The following is a 26,073-nucleotide window of genomic DNA, read 5'->3' as shown; positions in this document are numbered from 1 at the left end:
AGGATATCTGACACAGCGCAGAATGTTTGCGTTGACTACTTTGTAGTCACTGACTACATTGGCAAACGCCATGACTGACAACACCGCGCCACCCCGCCAGCGCAGCATGCCGATCCGCGAATGGCTGGCCCCGATCACCCTGGTCACCATCCTCGCGGCGCTGCTGGGCACCATGTACCTCGGCTACACCGCCGATCCAGAGAAACACCTGCACGACTTCCCGATCGCGCTGGTCAACCAGGACGTCGGCGACACCGTCGCAGGCAAACCCACCAACATCGGCGAACAGATCACCGAGGCGCTGAGCGCGAACATCCCCGCCGACAAGATCGACCTGCGCGAAGTCGGCATCAACGAAGCCCAGCGACAACTGCGCAACGGCGAGGTCTACGGCGCCATCGTCATCCCCGGTGACTTCACCAAGCGCGTCGCCATCCTCGGCACCGCCTCGGTGGTCCCCGGCGAGATCGAACAGCCGATCATCTCCGTGCTCACCAACCCGCGCGCCGGAACCCTCGCCGCACAGATCATGCAAACCATCGCCGACCAGGCCATGACCCAGGTGAACACCACCGTCGGCACCCAGCTCGCCGACCAGGTCAAGGCCGCGATCGGCACCACCCCGCTCAGCGGCGCCGCCCAACTGCAGCTCAGCACGCCGATCGACGTTGTCGTCACGCCGTATCACCCGCTCCCCGAAGGCACCGGCCAAGGCCTGGCGGCGTTCTTCTACACCCTGGTCCTGCTGATCGTCGGTTTCAGCGGCGCCATGATGATCAACTCGCTGGTCGACGCCTCGCTCGGCTTCGTCCCCGCCGAATACGGCCCCTGGCACAAACCGGCCACGCGCGCCCCGATCAGCCGCTGGCGCACCCTGCTCATCAAATGGGGGATCGCCGCGATCAGCGCACCGATCGCCTCGGCGGTATTCCTCGGCATCGGTGCCCTGCTGAACATGTCGCTCGAACGGCCGCTGCTGCTGTTCCTCTACGGCGCACTGGCCATCGCCGCCATCGCCATCACCGGCCTGTCCGTCATGGCCGCGTTCGGCACGGCGGGGCTGATGATCAACCTCATCGTGTTCGTGGTGCTCGGCATCCCGTCGTCCTCGGGCACCATCCCCCTGGAAGCGACCCCGCGCTGGATCGCCGACATGGCCACCTTCGAACCCATGCACCAGATCTACCTGGCCGTGCGCGCCATCCTGTTCTTCGACGGACACATGGAAGCCGGTATGGCGCAGGGACTCTGGATGACCCTCGCCGGCCTGGCGATCGGCCTGGTCCTCGGTGCCGTCGCGACCAACACCTACGACCTGCGCGGGCTGCATCGCCTCGCGCCCGCGCAGTAACCCCGTGGAGGGCCCCGTAATGGAGGAGTTCGAAGCCCCGGCTTCCTACCTGATTCCCGAGCACGCGAACAACTCCGACAGCGTGTTCCGCCACGCCGAACAGTCACCGCACACAGTGCTGTTCAACGTTGCGAACGGCGGCGGTGAACTCGTCGATGTCACCGCCGCCGAATTCGCCCGAACAGTCACCGATGTGGCGAAGGGGCTCATCGCCACCGGCATCGAACTCGGTGACCGCGTCGCGATCATGGCCCCCACCCGGTACGAATGGGTCGTACTCGACCACGCGATCTGGGCCACCGGCGGCTGCACGGTCGCCATCTACGACAGCTCCGCCGCCGAACAGGCGAAGTGGATCCTGCAGGATTCCGCGACGAAACTGCTCATCGTCGACAGCGACAAACACCGCAACGTCATCGAGCAGATCGACCCCGCCGCCCTGCCCGCGCTGCGTGAAACCCTGCAGATCGACCACGGCCTCGTCGACGAACTGACCGGTCGCGGCGCCCACCTCGACGACCAGGCCGTCCACACCCGCCGCGCCCAGGTCGGAGCGTCCTCGCCCGCCACCCTGATCTACACCTCCGGCACCACCGGCCGCCCCAAGGGCGTGATCCTCACGCACGCCAACCTCTGGGCCGAGTCGAAAGCCGACCGTATCGCTCTGAGCGCGTTCGTCTGCGAAGGCAACAAGACGCTGATGTTCCTGCCGCTCGCCCACGTTTTCGCGCGTGCCGTGACGCTGGCAGGACTCGATGCGAAAGTGGTCGTCGCGTTCAGTTCCGACTGGTCCACGCTGGTCGAGCAGTTCGGCAGCTTCCGCCCGGACTTCATCCTCGCGGTGCCGCGGGTGTTCGAGAAGGTCTTCCACGGTGCGAAGCAGAAGGCGCACGCCGACGGCAAGGGCAAGATCTTCGACCTGGCCACCGAGACGGCAGTCGCCTGGAGCGAATCCCTGGATACCGGCGGCCCCGGTGTGCTCCTGCGGCTGAAGCACACCCTGTTCGACAAGCTCGTCTACCGCAAACTCCGCCTCGCACTCGGCGGACAGTGCGGTGCGGCGGTCTCCGGCGGCGGACCCCTCGGTGCCCGACTCGGCCACTTCTTCCGCGGCGCCGGCCTCCCCATCTACGAGGGCTACGGCCTCACCGAAACCACCGCCGCCATCACCGTGAACACCCCCGCGAACACCCGAATCGGCACCGTCGGCCGCCCGACCGAGGGCCACGGCGTCAAGATCGCCGCAGACGGCGAACTCCTGCTGCGCGGACCGGTCGTGTTCGGCGAGTATTGGGGCAACCCCGAAGCCACCGCCGACGCCTTCGACGACGGCTGGTTCCGCACCGGCGACCTCGGCACCATCGACCGCGACGGCTACCTCACCATCACCGGCCGCAAGAAGGAAATCATCGTCACCGCAGGCGGAAAGAACGTCTCGCCCGGATTACTCGAGGATTCACTGCGCGCCCACCCGCTGATCAGCCAGGCGATGGTGGTCGGTGATGGTCGCCCGTTCGTCGGTGCCCTGATCACCCTCGACCCCGAAGCGCTCCCCGCGTGGAAGAACAGCCACAACCTGCCCGCCGACACCACCACCGAAGCTTTGATCGCGAACCCGGATCTCACCGCCGAGATCGATGCGGCGATAGCCGACACCAATAAGAACGTGTCCAAGGCCGAGGCGATCAAGAAGATCCGCATTCTGCCCGTCGACTGGACCGAGACGACCGGCGAACTGACGCCGAAGATGTCGCTCAAGCGCGCAGAGGTCATGCGGAAGTACGCCACTGACGTCGAGAAGATCTACGGCCCCGCCACCGACGACAGTCGATGACACCAAATCCGGTCCATCAGTCTGTTACGTCTCCTTAATTACTTACTTCCGGTCCGCAACGGCCCCTGAGTTCGTACTCTCACCTGGACCGCGCCCGGCGCGGCGGCACCAGAACAGGGGTTGAAGACAGCGAATGGCTATATCTGACGTCGAGGCGTACACGCACCTCTCGCCGACCGACATCGAAGAGTTCGGGCAGCGACTGGACGCACTGCGCGAGCAGATCGAATCCAGCTTGGGCGAGCGCGACGCGAAATACATCAAGACCGTCATCGGTGTGCAGCGGGCCTGCGAGATCGCCGCCCGGCTGGTGCTGCTCGACTCGGGTCGCAAACGTAGTTGGTGGTGGGGGACAGGGCTGCTCACCCTGTCCAAGGTGCTCGAGAACATGGAGATCGGGCACAACGTCATGCACGGCCAGTGGGACTGGATGAACGACCCGGAAATCCACTCCACCACCTGGGAATGGGACCACTCCATGCCCGCCGCGCACTGGAAAGAAGCGCACAACTACCGCCACCACGTCTTCACCAACGTGCTCGGCCTCGACCCTGACGAGGGCTACGGACTGCTGCGCATCACCCGCGACCGCCGCTGGCGTCCCTACCACCTCGGCAACTTCGTCTACCTCATCCCGGTGTCGCTGCTGTACGAGCTGGGAATGTGCGTGTACCACTTGGAGATTCCGCGCGTCCTGGCAGGTAAGAAGGACAAGAAGAGCTTCCTGAAAGCCCGCGACGAGATCGTCCACAAGGCAGGAAAACAGCTGCTAAAGGACTACGTCATCTTCCCCGCGATGACCGGGCGCAACTGGAAATCGACGATCCGCGCCAACATCACCGCCAACCTGACCAAGAACGTCTGGGAGCAGATCGTCACCTTCTGCGGACATTTCCCGGACGGTGCCGAGAAGTTCACCAAACGCGATATCGAGAACGAGACCCGCGGCGAATGGTATCTGCGCCAGTACCTGGGCAGCGCCAATATCGAGGTCGGCCCCGTGATGCGCATCATGACCGGCACCCTCAGCCACCAGATCGAACATCACCTGTTCCCGGACCTGCCGAGCAACCGGCTCCCGGAAATTCAGCGTGAGGTGCGCAAACTCGCTGCCGAATACCGTCTTCCGTACACGACCGGCAGTCTGGTCCGTCAGTACGCGTTGACCCTGCGCACCATCGCCAAACTGTCGCTGCCCGACAAATACCTCACCGCCGACGCCGACGAAGCCCCCGAAACGAGCTCCGAAAAGGCCACCGAATCCCGGCGCCTCACGCCCGTTCCGGCCTGATTCCGACGAACCGCGATGCCCCCGATACTCGCTATCGGGGGCATCGGTCGTCTCAGAAGCAGTTCGGGTCGGTGTCCAGCAAGAGGGTGTCCAGGCTCGCGAGAGTGGTGAGCTGCTGGGCGACCTTCGGCAGTTCGAAGGTGTAGAAGAAGCGCGCGGCGGCGCGTTTGCCGTCGTAGAACGCCCCTTCCTTGTCTCCCGCGGCCACGAGCTGCTCGAGCCAGATCCATGCGATCACGACGTGGCCGAAGGACTCCAGATAGAGCGAAGAATTGGCGAGCGCGACGGCGGGGTCGCCAGTCGACCACAACCGCATCGTGGTCTCGACGACCTGGGTCCACGCGGCCCCGAGTTCCTCGGCATGGGCTGCGGCCTGACCGCCCAGCTCGCGCCCACGCCCGACGGTCTTCTCGATCTCCGCGCCGAGTAGCGCCATTCCGGCACCGCCCTGCATCACGACCTTGCGGCCGAGCAGGTCCAAGCCCTGCACGCCGTGGGTTCCTTCGTGGATGGGGTTGAGGCGGTTGTCGCGGTAGTGCTGTTCGACGTCGTAGTCGGTGGTGTAGCCGTAACCGCCGTGCACCTGGATCGCGAGACTGTTCGCTTCCAGACACCACTGCGACGGCCAGCTCTTGGCGATCGGAGTCAGCACGTCGAGCAACAACGCGGCGGCGTCACGTGCATCAGGCTCCGGCGCAGTGGCCGCGTCGTCGACCAATCGCGCGCAGTACAGGTTCAACGCCATCGCGCCCTCGACATAGGACTTCTGGGCCAACAGCATCCGCCGCACATCGGGATGCTCGATGATCGGAACAGGCGGTGACAGCGGATCTTTGACCCCGACGAGCCGACCCTGCGCGCGCACCTTCGCGTAGGCGAGAGACTTGCGGTAACCGGTGTAGCCGAGCACCGTGGCCAGCATCCCGACGCCGACCCTGGCCTCGTTCATCATGTGGAACATGTACGACAGACCACGCCCTTCCTCGCCGACGAGGAACCCGACCGCACCGGCCTTCCCACGCGGGGAATGGGTGCCGTCACCGAAGGCGAGGTGGGTGTTGGTGGTGCCGCGGTTGCCCATCTTGTGGTTGAGACCGATCAGCGTGACGTCATTGCGTTCCCCGCTCGAGCCGTCGGCCTCGGGCAGATACTTCGGCACGATGAACAGCGAAATGCCCTTGATCCCGGGTGGACCGTCGGGGGTTTTCGCCAGTACGAGATGCACGATGTTGTCGGAAAGTTCGTGATCGCCGCCCGAGATCCACATCTTGGTCCCGCTCACGCGATAGGTTCCGTCGTCCTGGCGGGTGGCCCGGGTGGTGATATCGGCGAGCGAAGACCCTGCCTGCGGTTCCGACAGACACATCGTCCCGAAATAGCGTCCCTCGAGCATCGGCCGCACGTACTCGTCGATCTGGCTCGCGGTGCCGTATTCGGCGAGCAGATTGGCATTGGCCATGGTGAGCAACGGGTAGGACGCGGTGCTGGCATTCGCGGCTTGCAGCCAGGCCATCGCGGCGCGCGCGACTGTCGCGGGCAGTTGCATGCCGCCGAGTTCCTCGTCGAACTGACCTGACATGAGCCCGGCTTTGGCGAAGATCTCGAGCGCATGGCCGACCTCGTCGATCATCTCCACGGTGCCGTCGGGGCGCATCACCGGCTGGTTCTGGTCAGCCTTCTTGTTGTGCGGGGCGAATTCCTTGATCGCGATGTCGGCGCTGAGCTCCAGCACCGCGTCGAACGTCTCCCTCGAATGCTCCGCGAACCGATCACGGCTGGTCAGCGCGCTGATGTCGAGCCACTCGTAGAGCAGGAATTCGAGATCGCGCTGGCAGAGTACGTCGTCGGTCACGGTGCATCCGTTCTCAGGTAGGCGGAATTAAGCGCTTGCTTAGTTCATTCTGGACCCACCGGCGACCTGTCGTCAAAAATGCAACGAGATTCTCCATCCAGGCGCATTACATAGTTTCGTCACTGTGACGAATTAAGGGCGGGGAAGTGGAGAGGGGGAGTGTCACCCTTCGTCTGGCTGATTCGAATTGCCGAGGTCACAGTACTCAGATTCGCCGATCGGTGCATTCAGCGCGATTGGTCATCAATCGGGAAAACCCATGAATTGCCAGATTTCCGTCGAATTCTCGTCCCGCATGCTGGACGCACGATAACGCGGCGGAAGTATTCGCACGAGATAAACGGACGAGGCTCAGCAAGGCGCCGTTCAATAGAACAGGCAGTGCGGCCCGGCATGCACTGCAAACATCCGCGAAACCCCCTCCTGGCAGGCCGCCTTCAAACGCCGATAATGCACATTATGTCAAGTAACGGAGCTACAGCCGCTCGCCCACCTGGTGATCAATCGGTCAGCGGGGCGTCAGCGTGATGGAGCCGATCACCACTCCACCCAGGTACGCCGGCCCGCTGTACCCGCCGTGCCCATCACTGATCAGTTCCACTCGGTGGCCGGGAAACAGATCCACATAACCCCCGTTGGGCGTCGAATGAATCGGATACCGCCCGATCAACACCAGGTCCCCACCCTCGACACGCCCCTCACGTTGCAGCAGCACGATCCCGGACGACCACGTCGTGGACGTATAAGTGCCGGGTTCGACTTCGGCGACCGCTTGACCGCCCGCGCCGAACAGCGTGCCAACACCCACGCCCACGGCGATCACAGCAGTTCGGACTATCGCCGGCCTGGTACGTGCGGACATCATCGACTCCTGTTGCCTCGGGACACCAACTCTACGCCCGCCAGTACTGCCGCGAGACCGTCTTGTAGGTCCTTCACGAAGTACTCGGGAACCTCCAGTGATGGGAAGTGTCCCCCGGCTTCGGGTGTGTTCCAGCGGACGATCCGGCGGTATCGCTGCTGTGCCCAAGGGCGCGGGTACTTTTCGATGTCGCGGGGATAGATCGTGATCGCGGAGGGGACGTCGACTCGGAGTTCGGGGTCGAGTGAGTTGTGGCTCTCGTAGTAGATGCGGGCGGCTGAAGCGCCGGATCGGGTCAGCCAGTACAGGGTGACGTTGTCGAGAATGCGGTCTCTGGAGATCGTTTCGAAGGGGCTGTCTGCGGTGTCGGACCATTCGGCGAACTTGTCGAGGATCCAGGCGAGCAGACCGACCGGTGAGTCGACGAGTGCGTAGCCGATGGTCTGCGGGCGGGTTGCCTGCTGTTTCGCGTAGGCCGCGCGGTGGTGCCAGAAGTCGTGGGTTTCCTCGGTCCATGCGCGCTCGAGCGGTGTCAGCCCTTCCGTGGTCAGCCCGGGCAGCCCCTCCGCGAATGTTGTGTGGATGCCGAGGGCGTGCTCCGGAAACCTGCCTGCGAGGACCGCCGGTGAACGAGACGGCAGGTTGGCCTTGTGTGCGTCGCTGACCTGCCGCGCGGCCTTCTTCGACACCAGCCGGAGTCGCACCCGCAAATGGTGTGACATGAACACGTGCGGGAACCGTCAGAAGAAGGCGCGCTTCATCGCCAATCAGGTTAAGAACCCGTAACCGGCGGAGTTCGCCGGCGCCGGAAAGACTCCCGTGCGGTCCATGAGCCAGACGAGTCAGTCACCTTGCTGCCTTGCACGCTGTGCGGGACGCACAAACCAGCGGGGCTCAGATTGTCCGGGTCAGGATGTGTCGGTACCAGCGGCAGATCCCGAGGGCGAAACGGAGTTCGAAGGTGTCGGTGTCGACTGCGATGCCGTAACGGCCGGTGACCTGCTGGATGCGGTATTGGACGGTGTTGCGGTGGACGCCGAGGACGCGGGCGGTGCGGGAGAAGCTGGCGCCTTCGGCGAGGAAGACGTCGAGGGTGTTGCGCAGCAGTTCCACCTTGGCGCCCTCGCCTGCGAGCGGGCCGAGGACGCGGTGGACGAGGTCGGCCAGTTCGTCCGGGTCGTCGGACAGCAGCGCGAACGGCGCGATCGCGTGGTAGGCGACGACGGCGGGCGCGGTCTCCCCTGCTGAGACGGCCAGCGCCTTGGCTCGTGCCGCGCTGCGGGCCGACCGCCGGAACCCGGACAGTCCATCGCAGGCCCGGCCGAGGGCGACGTGCACAGGCAAGCCGGCGGCCTCGAGCTGCGCGGTGAGATCGGAGACCGCGCACGGCTGCGAAGCGGCGAACCAGATACACATGGCCCGATCCCCCGACGCCGCGACCAGTTCGTTGCCGTCGGTCCGCATCGCCGCGGACAGCAGTTGCCGAGCCTGCTCGAGCGCGCGCACAGCGTCGGCGCCGGTCACCGTCGACCACACTTCGGCCGCATGGTGGCGCTGGTCGAGCCGGTAGCCCAGTACTTCCTCGGTGGCCGCGACGTCGACGTCGTCGCTGTCGAGCAGTCGCGCGATCCACTGCTGCCTGGCGGCTTGGCGGCTGCTGACCCAGCGGTCCCGTTCCTCTTCGTAGATTCGCCCCATCGACGAGTTGAGCCGGTCCAGGTAGGTCCCGGCGAATTTGAGCAGTTCGGCGATGCGGGCGGGTTGGTCGGGGCCGGGCACCGCGAGGATCAGGCCGATCGCCGCGTCGAGGATGCGGTACTGGCCGAGTCCGTAGGCGCGCAGCAGAATCGTCAACGGCACGCCGCGTCTGGCCAGTCGCTGGGCGTAGGCGGCGGCACCGGCGGGTGGGCTGATGGTGGCGGGGTCGATGTTGTTGGCGAGCACGTACTGCACCGCGGCGATGTTTTCCGCGATGCTGGCGGCTCGCATCTCGGCGAGGTCGGCGGCGATGTCGTTGAGCGGGATCATCTGCTCGGTGACCCGGATGAGGTCGTCGGTGATGGCGTCGACGCGGGGGCCGAGTGCCTGTCCCACCCACACCAGGGATCCGTATGCCGCCAAGGCCGCTTCCGTCCGTTGAACAAAAACCGTCCACGAGATTGTGCCATCAGCACAAATTTCGGACTGATTCGGTCTTGACGTCGGGAAACAAACCGGTCGTGTGGTCGTGACAGCGTGACATGTGGTGTCATGGTCGCCGAACGCCCCGATATCGACTCCTTTCTCGCTTGTTCGACACTGGTCCGCCCCCGGTAGACCGAATCCGACAGGGTTCGTGGGTCATCGCAGAGCTGTGGGCCGGATAGATGAAGGATGTTGTACTCGAATGCGTGAACCCCGTGAAGCTCGTCGTGCGCCGCGCGGTCGAGGCACTCGGAAGTCGAGTACTCCCCTCTTCACTCAGCTGCTGACGGCGGCGGTCGACACCGCGGGCCATGCCGTCGCCGTGTCCTACTCCCCCGTCGACGGCGCCCGTCGCGAGCTCACCTACACCCAGCTCGACGAGTATTCCTCGCAGCTGGCCAGAGTTCTGCTCGAGCGTGGCATCGGCCCTGGCGATGTCGTTGCGCTCGGTTTCACCCGTTCGATCGAGTCGGTGGCGGCGGTGTGGGCCGTGGCGAAGACCGGCGCCGCGTATGTGCCGGTCGATCCGACGCTGCCCGCGGAGCGGATCGCCTATCTCCTCGAAGATTCCGGCGCGATCCTCGGCCTCACTGCGGCAGCGCACCGCGAGAAGCTGGGCGAGTCCGTCGAGTGGTTCGACGTAGACGCCAACCATGACAGCATCGCGGCGCGCCCCACCCACCCGATCTCCTACCTGGACCGTGTCCGTCCGCTGACCGATCAGCACCCGGCGTATGTCATCTACACCTCGGGCTCGACCGGCCGCCCCAAAGGCGTGGTCGTCACCCATCCCGGGCTCGGCGCCCTCGTCGCGGTGGCCAGGGAACGCTACTCGGTCGGCGCCGGTGACCGCGTCCTGCACGTGTGCTCACCGAACTTCGACGTCTCGGTGCTCGAGCTGCTGCTCACTTTCAATGCCGGTGCCACGCTGGTGATTTCGCCCTCGACAATTTTCGGTGGCCACGAGCTCGCCGAGTTGTTGCGCCGCGAGCGGGTGACCCACATGCTGATCACCCCGGCGGCGTTGGAATCTGTCGACGCGAACGACCTCGACGCATTGCGGGTCGTCGTCGTGGCAGGCGACGCGTTCGGCGCGACCCTCGTCGACCGCTGGGCAGTCAAACGCGCCTTCTTCAACGGCTACGGCCCGACCGAGTCCACCATCCTCGCCACCGGCACCACCGAACTGCTGCCCGGTCAGCCCATCACCATCGGTGCGGCCTTCGCCGGAGTCGGTGCGGCAGTGCTGGATTCGCGTTTGCGTCCGGTTCCCGCTGGTGTGGCGGGTGAGCTGTATCTGTCCGGTCCCGCGCTGGCCCAGGGCTATCAGGGCAGGCCCGCGCTCACCGCCGAACGGTTCATCGCCTCGCCGTTCACCAGTGGCCGCATGTACCGCACCGGTGACCTGGTCCGGCGCACCGCCGACGGCGATTTCGAGTATCTCGGCCGCTCCGATTTCCAGGTGAAGATCCGCGGTTTCCGCGTCGAACTCGGCGAGATCGACGCCGCCCTCACCGCCCACCCGGCTATCGAATACGCGGTCACCCTCGGCACGAAAGCCGACTCGGGTGCGACCGTGTTGGTGTCGTATGTGCTGCCCCGGCAAGGCATGTCGATCGACACCGACGACGTGACCCGTTTCGTCGGCACGTCGCTGCCCGGTCACATGGTGCCGACCGTGCTGATGACCCTCGACGAGATCCCGCTGACCCCCAACGGCAAGCTCGACCGAAACGCCCTGCCCACACCGGTTTTCGGACAGGTCGGTTCCCGTGCGCCCGAGGGTCCGGTCGAGACCGCCATCGCCGAACTGTTCGTGCAGATCCTGGGTCTGGAGCAGATCGGCGCCGAGGACTCGTTCTTCGCCGCCGGTGGCGACAGCATTCTGTCCATCCAGCTCGTGTCGCGGGCGCGGGCCGCGGGTATCTCGTTCACGCCGCAGGCGGTGTTCGAGCATCGGACCGTCGCGGGATTGGCGCGGGTGGCGGTTCTCGGCACGGAATCTGTGCCGACCTTGGCCGAACTGCCCGGTGGCGGTGTGGGCGAGATGCCGGTGACGCCGGTGCTGGCCGCCTGGCTGGCCGGTGGGCGGGTGTTCGGCCGGTTCACCCAGCAGATGGTGCTTGCCCTGCCCACGGGTATCGATCGACATGCCCTGGTGGACACCCTCACCGCCGTGATCGATCACCACGACATGTTGCGTGCCGGTCTGCGCCAGGTCGACGGACAGTGGCAGCTGCACACGCTCCCGCCGGGCGCGGTGGCTGTGAACGACCTGCTCACTCGCGTCGATGTCCCGGTGGGCGCCGACCTCGGTGGCATCGCCGATGCCGCGATGGACACCGTGCTGGCCTCGCTGGATCCGCAGGCGTACCGGATGATCGGCTTCGCCTGGCTGGCCCGCGAGGACGGCCCGGACGGGCTGGTCGTCGCGGTCAACCACGCGGCGATCGATGGCGTTTCGTGGCGAATCCTGTTGTCGGACTTGGTCGCCGCGTGGGCCCAGTCGGGTCGACGAGTGGTCCTGCCCCCGGTCGGTACGTCGTTCCGTCGGTGGGCGCACGGCCTGACCGACGGCGCGCAGACCAGGCGCGAGGAGTTGGGCTACTGGCAGCAGACCTTGTCGGTGCCCGATCCACTGCTTGGCGATCGCCCGCTCGGCCCCGTCGACACCGCGTCCACGGTGCGTACCGTCAGTGTCGAGGTGCCCGCCGACGTCACCCAGGCCATCCTGACCGACCTGCCGACCCTGTACCGCGCGGGCGCCGAGGACGGTCTGCTCGCCGCCCTGGCGATGGCCGTGCGCACGTGGCGATCTCGCCGTGGCGTCGACGCCCCCGCGACCCAGGTCCGCCTGGAGGGCCACGGCCGCGAGGAGTCCGCGCTCGACGGCGCCGATCTGACCCGCACGGTCGGCTGGTTCACCAGCATGTACCCGGTCGCCCTCGACCTGAGCGAGGTCGACAACGACGCCGCATGGCACGGTGGCAGCGCCACGGCCGCCGTGGTGAAGGCGATCAAGGAACAGCTGCGCGCGGTGCCGGACAAGGGCATCGGTTTCGGCATGCTCCGCTTCCTCGACCCGGAATCGGCGCCCCAGCTCGAAGGGCCTTTGGGCCAGGTCGGTTTCAACTATCTGGGCCGTCTCTCCGCAGGCGACGCCACCGACCACAGCTGGCTGCCCACCGCCGACTGGGGCGAGCCCGCCGCGGCGCAGGACCCCGCGCTGCCCGCCGCCGCCGTCATCGACATCAACGCCCTGGCCACCAGCACCGACGCCGGTCTGCGACTGCGTGCGTCGTTCTCCTACGCCTCCGCGATCATCGACGAGGATTCGGTCCGCGAACTGGCCGACGACTGGACCGCGGCCCTGACGATCCTGGCCGACCACCTGCGTGACCCCGCAGTGGGCGGCCTCTCCCCCGCGGACGTCCCGCTGGTCACCGTCACCCAGACCGAACTCGACCACTGGCATCGCGAACGTCCGCGCCTGACCGATGTGCTGCCGCTGGCACCGTTGCAGCTCGGTTTGATGTTCCTGGCCCAGATGTCGCCGACCGACCCGTACCTGGTCCAGTTGGCTGTGGAGCTGGCCGGCGAGGTCGACACCGATCGCCTGCGCCGCGCAGCCCAGGCGGTGCTGGACCGGCACGCGATCCTGCGCACCGCCTTCGGCTCGTCTGCGGCGGGCACCCCGGTCGGTTTCGTGGCCGAGGGTGTGACCGTGCCGTGGCACATCGTCGACACCGAGGACACCGACACCGACCACTTCCTGGCCACCGAGGCACAGATCGGTTTCGACCTGTCGACCGCGCCGCTGCTGCGCTTCACCCTGTTCCGCCGCACCGACGGCATGCACCTGGTGTTGACCGCGCACCACCTGCTGGTCGACGGCTGGTCGATGCCGGTACTGATGCGCGAACTGCTGCTCTTCTACGCCACCGACGGCGCCCCCACCGTGCTTGCGCCCGTGCGCCCCTACCGTGACTACCTCGCCTGGCTCGCCGACCAGGACCGCTCCGCCACCCTGCAGAACTGGCGCGAAGCGCTGTCGGGCCACCAGCCGACCTTGCTCACCGCCGCGGTCGCACCCCCGACCGAGCAGGCCGACGGCCACGGCACGTGCGTAATCGACCTGTCACCGGCACAGGCCCGAGACCTGGCGACCTGCGCCGCGGCCAATGACGTCACGGTCAACACCCTGTTCCAAGCGGCGTGGGGTCTGGTGCTCGCGGGTGCTGTCGGCCGCGCCGACGTCGTGTTCGGCGCCGTGGTGTCCGGACGCCCGCCGCAGCTGGACGGTGTCGACGGCATGGTCGGCCTTTTCGCGAACACCATCCCCGTGCGGGTCCGCTACAACCCGGCCGCACCGCTGCGAAACCTGTTGGCGCAGCTGCAGTCCGAACAGGTCGCTCTCCTCGACGGCCACCACTTGGGTCTGGCCGACATCCAGCGGGCCGCAGGCGCGGGCGAACTGTTCGACACGCTCATGGCGTACGAGTCCTACCCGGTCGACACCGAGGGATTGCAGCGCGCCCACGGCTCGATCGACGGCCTCGAGATCGTCGACGTCCAGGCCGCCAATGCCACGCACTACCCGGTGGCGGTCGCCGTCGAGATGGGCGAGGGGATCCACGTCGGTATCCAGTACCGCCTCGACCTGATCGACCCGACCATCGCCGAAGCCCTGGCCCAGCGCCTGCGCACCACCCTCGACACCCTGGTCCGCACCCCGGACCACACCCCCGCCCAACTCCAGAGCGCCCTGGACGAGCGCAACGACCCGATCGCGGAGTCCGCCTACTGGCGCAGCGTCCTCACCGACCTGCCCCAGGACCTGACCCTCCCGACCGACCGCGCCCGCCCCACAACGCCCGTAATTGCCGACGCCACTGTCGATTTCGAGATCCCCGCCGATCTGCACCAGCGAATGCGCGACTTCGCCCGGTCTCACGAGACAACGGTCTTCAGCCTGGTGCACGTGGCCTTCTCGGTGCTACTCGCCCGGCTGTCCGGCACCGACGACATCGCCATCGACACCCCGTGCGCGCAGTCTCCCGACACAGATCTGCTGCTGCGGCTCGACGTCAGCGGTGAGGTCGACGAACTGATCGCCGACGCCACCGCGGCCGCACGCCGGGCGTTCGCGCGAAATGGCTCGTCCCGCCACACATTCACCGCGCCGAGCACGGCAACTGCGCACAATCCGGTGCGATTCGCGCTGGTGACCCCGGAACGTCCGGACGCGGACCCGATCGCACGCGACCTCGTTCTGTCGCTGCGCATCCCGGACCACTCGCCGTCCGATGCAGTCGTCGGTGCGCCCCGCCAGCCACGCGATGACTCCGGCGAGCCACTCCGGGCCGAATTCGCTTACGCCACTGCTTTGTTCGACGAGGAGACCGTGGCGGTCTTCGTGGAACGCCTGATTCGCCTGCTCACCGCAGCGATCGATCACCCCCACACCCACGTCGCCGACCTCCCGATTCTCAGCGCGGCCGAGGAAGCCACCCTGACAGCGCACCCCGCGCGCCCCGACCTCGACACCGCACTGTTCCCCGACCTGGTCGCGCTCGGTAGCGCCGTCGGCCCCGATCGCATCGCCGTCCGTCACGAGGGACGCTCGATCACCTACGGCGAACTCACCGAGCAAACCGCCCGATTCGCCCGCGAACTCATCGCCCGCGGAGTCGGCCCCGAAGTCGCTGTCGCCGTTGCTCTCCCGCGATCCGCCGACATGGTCGTCGCCGCCCTGGCCATCGCCGCCGCAGGTGGCGTGTACGTGCCGATGGACCCGCGCAACCCCGCACACCGCCTCCAACACCTGGTCTCCGACTCGGGCGCCGCACTGGGCATCACCGCCCCCGCCCACCTCGACGACCTCCCCGACGCCCTGACCTGGCTGACCCTCGACGACCTAGCCCGCACCACCCACCCCACCACCCCGATCACCGACGCGGACCGCCTGAACCCACTGCGTGTCGAGCACCCCGCGTACATCATCTACACCTCCGGCTCCACGGGCCTGCCCAAGGGTGTCACCGTGACCCACGCCGGCCTGACCCCGCTCGTCGACGAAGCCGTCCGCCGCTACCGCCTCGAGTCGCACCACCGTTTCCTGCACATCTGTTCCCCTTGGTTCGACCCGTCGGTCCTCGAATGGCTGTGCGCCTTCTCCACCGGCGCGACCCTGGTCGTGGTCCCCGCCGACGTGGCAGGCGGCGTCGAACTCGCGGACCTGCTGGCCGCCGAGTCGGTCACCCACGCCATCATCACCCCCGCAGTCCTGGGCACCCTGGACCCCACCGGCCTGGACGCCCTGGAATCGCTGTCCGTCGGCGGCGACGTGACAACACCGGAGCTGCTGGCGAAGTGGCAGCCCGGCCGCCGATACCTCAACGGTTACGGCCCCACCGAAACCACCATCATCTCGTCCTACGCCGAACTGACTGCCGGACAGCCCATTTCGATCGGCAACCCGGTCCAGGGCACGCACGCGCTGATCCTGGACGCCCGCCTGAACCCGGTCCCGCCGGGCGTCACCGGCGAGCTCTACCTGACCGGTGACGCCATGGCCCGCGGCTACCGAAACCAGCCGACCACCACCGCGGCCCGCTTCGTCGCCGACCTGTGGGGCGCGCCCGGCACCCGCATGTACCGCACCGGCGACCTCGTGCGTCTGCGCGAATCCGGCGACATCGACTACCTCGGCCGCGCGGACACACAGCTCAAGGTCCGTGGTTTCCGTATCGAGCCGGGCGAGATCGACGCCGTCCTCGTCAGCCACGAATCCGTCGACTTCGCGGTGACGGTGGGCCGCAAGACCGCCGCCGGTTCGACGACCTTGGTGTCGTATGTACTTGCCGCGCACCAGCGAACACCCGACCCTGTCGTGCTCACCGAGTACGCCACCGAACGCCTGGCCGCCCACGCGGTTCCGTCCGCGATCGTGGTCCTGGACGAGCTCCCGCTGACCTCCAACGGCAAGCTCGACCGCAACGCCCTCCCCGAACCCGTCACCGCGACCGCCGCCGCCCCGACGAGCGCGATGCAAACCCGCCTGGCCGACCTGTTCGCCCGCGTCCTCGGCGTGGAGTCGGTCGGCGTGAACGACTCCTTCTTCGCCATCGGTGGCGACAGCATCCTGTCGATCCAGTTGGTCTCGCTCGCCCGCGCCACAGGCATCGTCTTCACCACCCGCGACGTCTTCGAACACCGCACCGTGGCACGACTGTCCGAGATCGCCGCCGTGGACAGCCCGAACACCCCCGTCCTGGCCGAACTCCCCGGCGGCGGCATCGGCGAGGTCGCCTCGACCCCGATCCTGGCCGACTTCCTGACCACCGGCTCCAGCGACCGCTTCGCCCAGACGATGGTCCTGGCCCTCCCCGACAACATCGACCGCCCCGGCCTGATCACCACCCTCACCGCCGTCCTGCGCCACCACGACATGCTGCGCTCCCGCCTGCGTCGCGACGGCGACGAATGGCAGCTCGAGGTCCTGCCGCCGCACGCCATCGACGTGGACTCGCTGATCACCGAGATCGACGCGAACACCGCTGCCGACGATGACCTGACCCGAATCGGCAGCGCCGCAATGGATTCGGCTCTCGCGACCCTGAATCCTGCCGAAGCCCGCATGATCGCCTTCACCTGGATCCGCAGGCCGCACGCCCGCGACGTCCTCGCGGTCGCCGCCCACCACTACGTCATCGACGGCGTCTCCTGGCGAATCCTGCTCCCCGACCTCATCATCGCCTGGTCCCAGCACGCCGCGGGCCAGCCGATCGCCCTGCCCCCGACCGGCACCTCGTTCCGTCGCTGGGCCCACGGCCTGGCCACCGCCGACCGCACCGCCGAACTGGCCCACTGGCAGCAGGTCCTCGCCACCCCCGACGCACTCCTGGGCGACCGCCCGCTCGACAGTTCCCTCGACACCGAGGCAACGATGCGGTCGATCACGGTGCAGATCCCCGCCGACCTCACCGAACCCCTGCTCACCACCCTGCCCGCCCAATACCGAGCAGGCGCCGACCACCCCTTGCTCGCAGCGCTGGCTCTGGCTGTGCGCGTGTGGCGTGCCCGCCGCGGCATCGACGCCCCGACACTGCGCCTGCGCCTGGAAGGCCACGGCCGCCAGGAAGACGCGGTCCCCGGCGCCGACCTGACCCGCACGGTCGGCTGGTTCACCACCGTCTACCCCGTCGCCCTAGACCTGTCCGCCATCGCCCCGACCACTTTCGACGACGAAGCGCTCGCCACCACAGTGCGCACGGTCAAGGAACAGCTCCTCGCAGTCCCCGACAACGGCATCGGTTTCGGCCTGCTGCGAAGCAACCCGGACACCCGAAACCTGTTGTCCGGCAATGTTGGTCAAATCGGTTTCAACTACCTGGGCCGCGCGACCACCGCGACCGGCCCCACCGACGATGCCGCCTGGCTGCCCACCGCCGACCTCGGCGATATCGAGGTCGACTACGACCCCACCCTGCCCGCGCACACCGTCCTCGACATCAACGCGATCGCCGTCACCACCGACGCCGGTCTGCAACTGCAGGCGAACTTCCGCTACGCCACCGGCATCCTCACCGAGTCCGACGTGCAGGAACTGGCCGACGACTGGACGAGCTGGCTCACCGCCCTCGCCGACCACACCCTGCACCCGTCGGCGGGCGGTCTGACCCCGTCCGACGTTGCCCTGGTCCAGGTTTCGCAAACCGACCTCGACACCTGGCGCGACACCCACCCGGGACTCTCGGACGTCCTACCGCTGTCCCCTCTGCAGCATTCCCTGCTCGCACTGGGCGACATGCTCGACGAATCGGTTCACGCCTACGTCATCCAGCTCATGGTCGAAATGACCGGCGACCTCGACACCGAGCGCCTGCGCCGAGCCGCCGCGACCGCCCTCGACCGCCACGCCAACCTGCGCGCGGCCTTCGTCAACACCCCCGACGGCACCCCCGTCCAGCTGGTCGCCGACGCCGTCGAAGCCCCGTTCCGCGTTGTCGAAGCCGCCGACGAAGACCTCCCCGCCCTGCTCGCCGCCGACCAGCAAGCCGGCTTCGACCCCACGATCGCGCCGCTGCTGCGATTCACCGTCTACATCACCGGAACCGGGCGCAGCCACCTCGTCCTGACCGGCCACCACATCCTGCTCGACGGCTGGTCCATGCCGCTGCTGATGAAGGAACTGCTCGTCCTCTACGCCACCCACGGCGACGCGACCCCGCTCCCGCCGGTGCGCCCCTACCGCGACTACCTCGAGTGGCTGACCCGCCAGGACCGCACCGCCGCCGAGCGCGCCTGGTCGGAGGTCCTTTCCGGGGTGCGCACGACCATGCTCGCCCCCGAGCTGACCTGGCCGCCCGCGACCGACACCGGTTACGGCCTGTGCGAGTTCGAACTCGACGCCGCCCGCACCACCGAGCTGACCACCTTCGCCGCGGTCACCGAGGTCACCCCGAACACCGTGTTCCAAACGGCCTGGGGCCTGGTCGTGGCCGCGAGCACCGGCCGCGACGACATCGTCTTCGGCGCGACCGTGTCCGGACGTCCGCCGCAACTCGACGGTGTCGGCGACATGATCGGCCTGTTCGTCGACGCGGTCCCCGTGCGCGTGCGCATCGATCCCACCGCCGCTGTCGGTGACCTGATCCGGTCCGTCCAGGCCGAGCAGGCGTCCATGCTCGATCATCATCACCTCGGTCTCGGCGCGATCCAGCGGGTCGCGGGCCTGGGCGAACTGTTCGACACCATGCTCGCGTTCGAGTCCTACCCCGTCGACGTCGAAGGCCTCCAGCAGGCTGGCGGCGCGCTCGACAACCTGAGCATCGACGACCTCCAGGGCGCCGACCACACCCACTACCCGGTCACCGTCCTGGTCTTCCTCGGTACCCGCACCCAGGTCCAGCTCAAATACCGGCGCGACCTCGTCTCCGACGCGGTGGCCGAAGCGGTGACCAACCGGCTGCGCACGGCCCTCGACGCCCTGGTCGCCACCCCGAACGCCCTCGCGCACAGCATCGCCGACCAGTTGTCCACCGACCCGACCGATCCGCTCACCCGGTCGCGCTACTGGCGTCAAACCTTGGCAGACCTGCCCGCTCGCCTGGTGCTGCCCACCGACCACCTCGTCCCCCCGACGACCGGCGATCACCACACCGACAGCAAGAACCAGCAAGCAGGCACCCACGGTCGCACCCGATTCACGATCCCGCCGACCGTGCACCGCGACCTGCGCCACCTCGCCGACACCACGAACGTGAACGTGGCGACCCTGGTCCGCACAGCCCTGTCCGCACTCCTCGCACGACTCACCGGATCCGACGACATCGTGGTCGCCACGTCGAACCCGGACCTGGTGCTACGCACGGCAATCCATGCAGGCACACCGTTCGCCGAGCTGCTGTCGCACGCCCACCTCACCGAGACCCAGGCTGTCGCGCACGCGGGCATCCCCAGCACCGACCTGCCCGGTCTGCTCGACGTCGACCCGAGTTCCCTGCGACAGGTCTGCCTCACGTTCCCGGCGGCCCAGGTCGACCTGCCATCGGCGATCGCCGCCGATTCCGGCACCGAGCTCGCCTTCTCGGTCACCGAGGCCAAGCCCGGCATGTCGATCGAAATGTCGTTCGCCCGAACCCTTTTCGACTACCACGAAGCCGAAACCTTCGGCCGACGCTTCCGCCGATTCCTCACAGCGATCACCGACCGACCCCACACCCCGACCGGTGACCTCCCCCTGTCCGACCACGCCGAACACACCTTCCTGACCCGCCTCGGCGACGGCCCGACCCCCGCCACGACCGGCACCCTGCCCGCCCTCCTGGTCCGCGGCACCGGTTTCGGCCAGCACCGAATCGCCGTGCGCGACAACGGCACCGACCACACCTACGGCACCCTCGACGCGGACTCCTCCCGCCTGTCGCGCCTTCTCATCGCCGAGGGAATCGGCCCGGAAACGGTCGTGGCCTGCGCGATCCCGCGTTCCTACGAGTCGATCCTGACCCTGTGGGCGATCGCCAAAGCGGGCGGTGTCTACCTCCCGGTCGACCCGAACTACCCCGCCGACCGTGTCCGCCACATGCTCGCCGACTCCGGCGCGACCATCGGCCTCACCGTCGCCGCCCGCGCGAACGTTCTCCCCGCAGCCGTGCGCTGGCTCGTCCTCGACGACCCGGCAGTCCGGACCCGCATCGCCGCGAACCTCTCGACCCCCGTCCGCGACCGAGACCGCCGATCCCCCCTGCGCCGCGCCAACACCGCGTACATGATCTACACCTCCGGCACCACCGGCGTCCCCAAGGGCGTCACCCTCACCCACGCGGGCCTCGGCGCCCTGGTCGCCCACTCCGCGGCACTGATGCGCCTGCGCCACGACCACCGCATGCTGCACGTGTGCTCCCCGAGCTTCGACCAGTCGATCGAGGAGATCTGCACCGCCTTCCACCAGGGCGCCACCCTGGTCATCGCCCCACCGGACACCCTCGGTGGCACCGACCTCGACGACCTGCTGCGCACCGAGCAGGTCACCCACACGATCATCACCCCCGCCCTGCTGAGCACCCTCGATCCCGCAGCCCTGCCCGACCTGCAGTGCGTGTCGGCGGGCGGTGAAGCCACCACCCCCGACCTGCTGACCACCTGGCAACCCGGCCGCAGCTTCCTCAACGGCTACGGCCCCACCGAGGCCACCATCGGCGCGACCTACGCCTCCCTGAGCGCAGGCGACCACGTCACCATCGGTCGCCCCGTCCCCGGCGTGCGCGCGGTCGTCCTCGACGCGCGCCTGCACCCGGTCCCCGTCGGCGCCAGCGGCGAGCTCTACCTGGCGGGCCCCGCACTGGCCCGTGGTTACCGTGGCCGCGCCGCCGCCACCGCCGACCGTTTCGTCGCCTGCCCGTGGGCCGAACCCGGCGAACGCATGTACCGCACCGGCGACCTCGTGCGCTGGGTCCATGGCGACACCTACGAACTGGAATACCTGGGCCGCACCGACTTCCAGATCAAGGTCCGTGGTTTCCGTATCGAACCGGGGGAGATCGACGCCGTCCTGCTGCGCCACCCCCAGGTGAGTTTCGCGCTCACCCTCGGCATCGAGAACCCCGCCGGGGAAACGAGCCTGGTCGCGTATGTGACCGGCCGCGACATCGATCCCGGCGCCATCACACGCTGGTCGTCGTCGATGCTGCCCGCCCACATGGTTCCCGCGGCCGTGGTGGTCCTGGACCGCGTCCCGCTGTCGGCGACCGGCAAGATCGACCGAAACGCCCTTCCCGCACCGGAATTCGCGACCCGCACCTACCGTGAAGCCGGTCCCGGCCTGGAACGAACGGTCGCCGAGATCTTCGCCGACGTACTCGGCGCGGACCGCGTGGGCGCCGACGACAACTTCTTCGACCTGGGCGGCAACTCCCTGCTCGCCACCCGCCTGACCGCACGCCTGAGCGCCGCCGTCGACATCCGGGTGCCGGTGCGTGTGCTGTTCGCCGCACCGACGGTCGCCGAATGCGCCACCGAGATCGCCGGCCTGACCCGCGCAGCCGGCCGTCCCGCCTTGCAGGCCCAGCCGCGCCCCGACCCCATCCCGCTCTCGCCCGCCCAGCAGCGCATGTGGTTCCTCAACCGCTTCGACACCGGCACCGCCGCCTACAACATCCCCGTCGTCCTTCGCCTGACCGGCTCCCTCGACACCACCGCGATGCAGCAGGCGTTCGCCGATCTGCTCGCCCGCCACGAGATCCTGCGCACGGTCTACCCGTCCACCGACCACAGCCCGGCCCAGGTCGTCCTGCCCCCGGACCACCCGGACGTGCCACGCCTGGCCGTCACCACTCTGAACGCAACCCAGAGCGCGAGCGACACCACGGCGATGTGGCACGACATCTCCCCACGGGACCTCCCGCCCACCGTCGACGTGACAACCGCAGTGACACAACTGGTTTCGACCGCGTTCGACGTCACCGCCGAAGTCCCCCTGCGCGCCACCCTGTTCGAACTCGCCCCCGACGACTACGTGCTGGCCATGGCGGTCCACCACATCGCCGGTGACGGTTTCTCCGGCGGTCCCCTCACTCGAGACCTGGTCGTCGCCTACACCGCCCGCGCCCGAGGACATGCCCCCACCTGGGCACCGCTGCCCGTCCAGTACGCCGACTACGCCCTCTGGCAGCAAACCCTGCTCGGCGAGGAAACCGACCCCACCTCGATGGCCGCCGCCCAACTCGCCTACTGGCAGCAAGCCCTGGCAGGGCTGCCCGACCAGCTCGAACTGCCCCGCGACCGCCCACGCCCCGCGATCCAGTCCTACGCGGGCGGCCGAGTGCCGTTCACCATCGACACCCCCACCCACGCCGCCCTCACCGAACTGTCGCGCACCCACGGCGCGACCCTGTTCATGGCCGTCCACACCGCCCTGGCCGTGGTGCTGGCCGAACTATCGGGCAGCACCGACATCGCCATCGGCACCCCCGTCGCGGGCCGCGGCGACGCCGTCCTCGACGACCTGATCGGCATGTTCGTCAACACCCTGGTCTTCCGCACCCGAGTCGACCCCGGCGCGAGCTTCGCCGAACAGCTCACCCGCCAACGCGACACCGACCTGGCGGCCTTCGCCAACGCCGATATCCCCTTCGAACGCCTGGTAGAAGTCCTCAATCCTGCCCGCTCGACTGCCCGCCACCCCTTGTTCCAGGTCGGCCTGTCCTTCCAGAACCTGGGCGAAGTGCGGATGGATCTGCCGGGCATGAGCGTGTCGTCGGTGGAGCTGGAGCGCGAACTGTCCCAGTTCGACCTGCACCTGACCCTGGCCGACCGCTACACCGCCGAGGGTGCCCCCACCGGCATCACCGGCTACTGCACCTACGCCGCCGACCTGTTCGACGCCGCCACCGTGCAGGGCTTCCTGACCAGGCTCACCCGCCTGATCACCGCCGTGGTCACCGACCCCGGCGCCCCCCTGCACACCATCGACCTGCTCGCCCCCGCCGAACGAACCCGCATCCTCGACACCTGGAATCAGACTGCGCGCCAAGCGGATCCGACGTCGACCCTCGTGTCCCTGTTCGACGCCACCGTCTCCCGCACCCCCGACGCGGTAGCGCTCGTCGCCGACGACGCCCGCCTCACCTACGCCGAATTCGACGCCCGCGTCAACCGCCTGGCCCGGTACCTCATCGCGGCAGGCGTGGGCCCGGAAACCCGGGTGGCACTGGCGATGCGACGATCGATCGACCTGGTGGTGGCGATGTACGCGGTCAGCACCGCGGGCGGCGCCTACGTCCCGATCGATCCCGATCAACCCGCCGCGCGCACCGAGTACATCCTCGACACAGCCGCGCCTCTGCTCGTCCTCGCCACTGCCGACGTCGACGTCGCGGCAACGATCCCGGTCCTGCCCGTCGACCGACTGGACCTGACCCAGCACAGCCCCGCCCCGATCACCGACCGCGACCGCCGCACACCATTGCGCCCGGCGAACACCGCCTACGTGATCTTCACGTCGGGCTCGACGGGCCGCCCGAAGGGTGTGGCCGTCTCGCACGCCGCGATCGTCAACCAGATGCGCTGGCGGGCACACGAATTCGAGCTCACCGCCACCGATTCGACGATCCTGAAGACGCCCGCGACCTTCGACGTCTCGGTCTGGGAGTTCTGGTCCCCGGCGATCTCGGGTGGTCGCCTGGTCATCGCCGCCCCCGACGGCCACCGCGACCCGGCCTACCTGACCGACCTGATGCGCCGCGAAGAAGTGACCACCCTGCACGTGGTTCCCTCCATGCTCGACGCCTTGCTGATCGAGGAGCTGCCCTCGTCGTTGCGTCGGGTCCTTGCCATCGGTGAAGCGTTGCCGGTCGCGCTGGCCCGCCGTTTCGAGGCCGCGGCCCCGAACACCCCGCTGTTCAATGTCTACGGCCCCACCGAAGCCGCGGTGTCGATCACCAACCACCGGGTGAGCCCCACCGACACCACCACCGTCCCGATCGGCGCCCCGGTCTGGAACAGTCAGGTCTACGTACTCGACGCGCGACTGCGCCCGGTCCCCGCCGGTGTTCCCGGCGAGCTGTACCTGGCGGGCAGCCAGCTGGCCACCGGCTACCTCGCTCGCCCCGAACTCACCGCCGACCGCTTCGTCGCCAACCCGTTCGACCCCGGCACCCGGATGTACCGCACCGGCGACCTCGCCGTCTGGAACGGCGACGGCGAACTCGAATACCGCGGCCGCACCGACTTCCAGCTCAAGATCCGCGGTCACCGGATCGAACTCGAGGAAATCGATGCCGTCCTCGCCTCGCACCCCGATGTCGGCTTCGCCGTCACCGTCGGCCGCGAAAACCAGGCGGGGGCAACGGTATTGGTGGCCTATCTGGTCGCCGAGCACGGTCACCAGGTGAGCGTGGACAAGGTCGGCCACCTGGCCGCCCAGGCACTGCCCGCCTACATGGTCCCGACCACGATGATGGTTCTCGACGAAATCCCGCTGACGAGTTCCGGCAAACTCGACCGTGCCGCCCTGCCCGCCCCCGACCTGGCCACCCGCACCTACCGCGCCCCCGGCACCGCCATCGAACACACGGTCTGCGATGTCTTCGCCGACGTCCTGCACCTGGACCGCGTCGGCATGGACGACCACTTCTTCGAACTCGGCGGCACCTCCCTGAGCGCCACTCGCCTGGCCGCCCAGCTCAGCACCGCGACCGCCGCGACCATCCCGGTCACCTGGATCTTCACCACCCCCACCCCCGCCGGCATCGTCGCCGCACTGCGCGCCAACGGTGCCGCCAGCGCGGGCACCGACGCCGCCTTCGACATCCTGCTACCCCTGCGCACCGAAGGCGCCCGCGAACCCCTGTTCTGCATCCACCCGATCAGCGGCATCGCCTGGTCGTTCAGCGGCCTGGCCGCCCACCTCGACCGCCCCCTCTACGGACTGCAGTCCCCGGCACTGAGTTCGACCGAGCCCCTGCCGGATTCGATCGAAGAGTGGGCCCTGCTCTACCTCAAGCACCTGCGCGCCGTCCAACCCGAAGGCCCCTACCACCTGCTGGGCTGGTCGCTGGGCGGTGTCATCGCCCACGCCATGGCGGTCCAACTGCAGGAGGACGGCGAGGAAGTAGCGGTCCTGGCGATGCTCGACAGCACGTTGTCGTCGGTGGCCACCGCACCCACCGCCGACACCGCCGTGACCACCGCCGACCTGCTCGGCGGATTCGCGAACACCGACTCCGACGACCCGGTCGATCCTCACCGACTCGCCCGAACTCTGTGCGAACTCTCCGCGCCCGGAGTCTCCCTCGACCCCTCCCGTATCGACCGCATCGTCGACGCCGCCATCACCTCGGTAGCCCTCGACGCCGCCTACCGTCCCCGCCCCTTCGACGGCACCCTCACCTACTTCACCGCTGACCGAGACGACCCGACCGGCACCACCGGCGCATCCTCCTGGGCCGAAGCAGTCACCGGTTCCGTCGACAACCACGCCGTCGACGCCACCCACTGGCGCATGACCGAGGACAGAGCCCTCGCCGTCATCGCCGACACCTTGCGACAGAAGTTGGAGTGACCCAGATCACTCTTGCGGTTGACCCGAGGTCAAGGTGGACGCTCACTAGGGCACCATCCTTTCCGCAGCCCTAACAGTTAGGGTTGTGACCTCTCGGTCTCGGCGGGTGCATGGCCTGTAGCGCGAGCCACTCGA

At 68.0% G+C, this 26,073-nt stretch carries 7 protein-coding genes and 2 pseudogenes; 5 read left to right on the top strand and 4 right to left on the bottom strand.

The annotated features are described in order from the left end of the window. The first annotated feature begins 70 nt into the window (after positions 1-70). The 3 genes from ACFWUP_RS14285 to ACFWUP_RS14275 all read left to right on the top strand — a co-directional run bounded on the left by ACFWUP_RS14285 (position 71) and on the right by ACFWUP_RS14275 (position 4,476). Positions 71-1,351 (top strand): YhgE/Pip domain-containing protein, encoded by a 1,281-nt coding sequence (locus ACFWUP_RS14285; protein WP_379234231.1) that lies wholly within the window; start codon positions 71-73, stop codon positions 1,349-1,351. Positions 1,352-1,370: 19 nt separating this feature from the next. Then, positions 1,371-3,185, top strand: a complete 1,815-nt coding sequence (locus ACFWUP_RS14280; RefSeq protein WP_379234229.1) for an AMP-dependent synthetase/ligase — start codon at positions 1,371-1,373, stop codon at positions 3,183-3,185. Between the two features lie 133 nt (positions 3,186-3,318). Continuing rightward, positions 3,319-4,476: a fatty acid desaturase family protein gene (locus tag ACFWUP_RS14275; RefSeq protein WP_379234227.1), complete on the top strand. Its 1,158-nt coding sequence runs from the start codon at positions 3,319-3,321 to the stop codon at positions 4,474-4,476. 52 nt (positions 4,477-4,528) lie between these two features. On the opposite strand, the gene ACFWUP_RS14270 is transcribed toward ACFWUP_RS14275, so the two are convergent. The 3 genes and pseudogenes from ACFWUP_RS14270 to ACFWUP_RS14260 all read right to left on the bottom strand — a co-directional run. After that, positions 4,529-6,328, bottom strand: a complete 1,800-nt coding sequence (locus tag ACFWUP_RS14270; protein WP_379234225.1) for an acyl-CoA dehydrogenase — start codon at positions 6,326-6,328, stop codon at positions 4,529-4,531. Between the two features lie 508 nt (positions 6,329-6,836). After that, positions 6,837-7,142: a hypothetical protein gene (locus tag ACFWUP_RS14265; protein WP_379234223.1), complete on the bottom strand. Its 306-nt coding sequence runs from the start codon at positions 7,140-7,142 to the stop codon at positions 6,837-6,839. Positions 7,143-7,189: 47 nt separating this feature from the next. Beyond that, positions 7,190-7,810: pseudogene (locus ACFWUP_RS14260) on the bottom strand (epoxide hydrolase); the annotation flags it as partial. Between the two features lies 1 nt (position 7,811). Between ACFWUP_RS14260 and ACFWUP_RS14255 the strand changes: the two are divergent. Continuing rightward, a pseudogene (locus ACFWUP_RS14255) lies at positions 7,812-7,976 on the top strand (CGNR zinc finger domain-containing protein); the annotation flags it as partial. Positions 7,977-8,084: 108 nt separating this feature from the next. Here the strand turns inward: ACFWUP_RS14255 and ACFWUP_RS14250 are convergent. Further along, entirely contained in the window at positions 8,085-9,284 is a 1,200-nt protein-coding gene (locus ACFWUP_RS14250) for a PucR family transcriptional regulator (protein WP_379234221.1), read from the bottom strand. Positions 9,285-9,576: 292 nt separating this feature from the next. Between ACFWUP_RS14250 and ACFWUP_RS14245 the strand changes: the two genes are divergently transcribed. After that, complete coding sequence (locus ACFWUP_RS14245; protein ID WP_379234219.1) at positions 9,577-25,938, top strand: amino acid adenylation domain-containing protein; 16,362 nt, start codon at positions 9,577-9,579, stop codon at positions 25,936-25,938. Positions 25,939-26,073: the final 135 nt, after the last annotated feature.

Source organism: Nocardia sp. NPDC058658 (assembly GCF_042716665.1).
Taxonomy (GTDB): Bacteria; Actinomycetota; Actinomycetes; order Mycobacteriales; family Mycobacteriaceae; genus Nocardia.
This window is presented reverse-complemented; position numbering and strand designations above follow the sequence as displayed.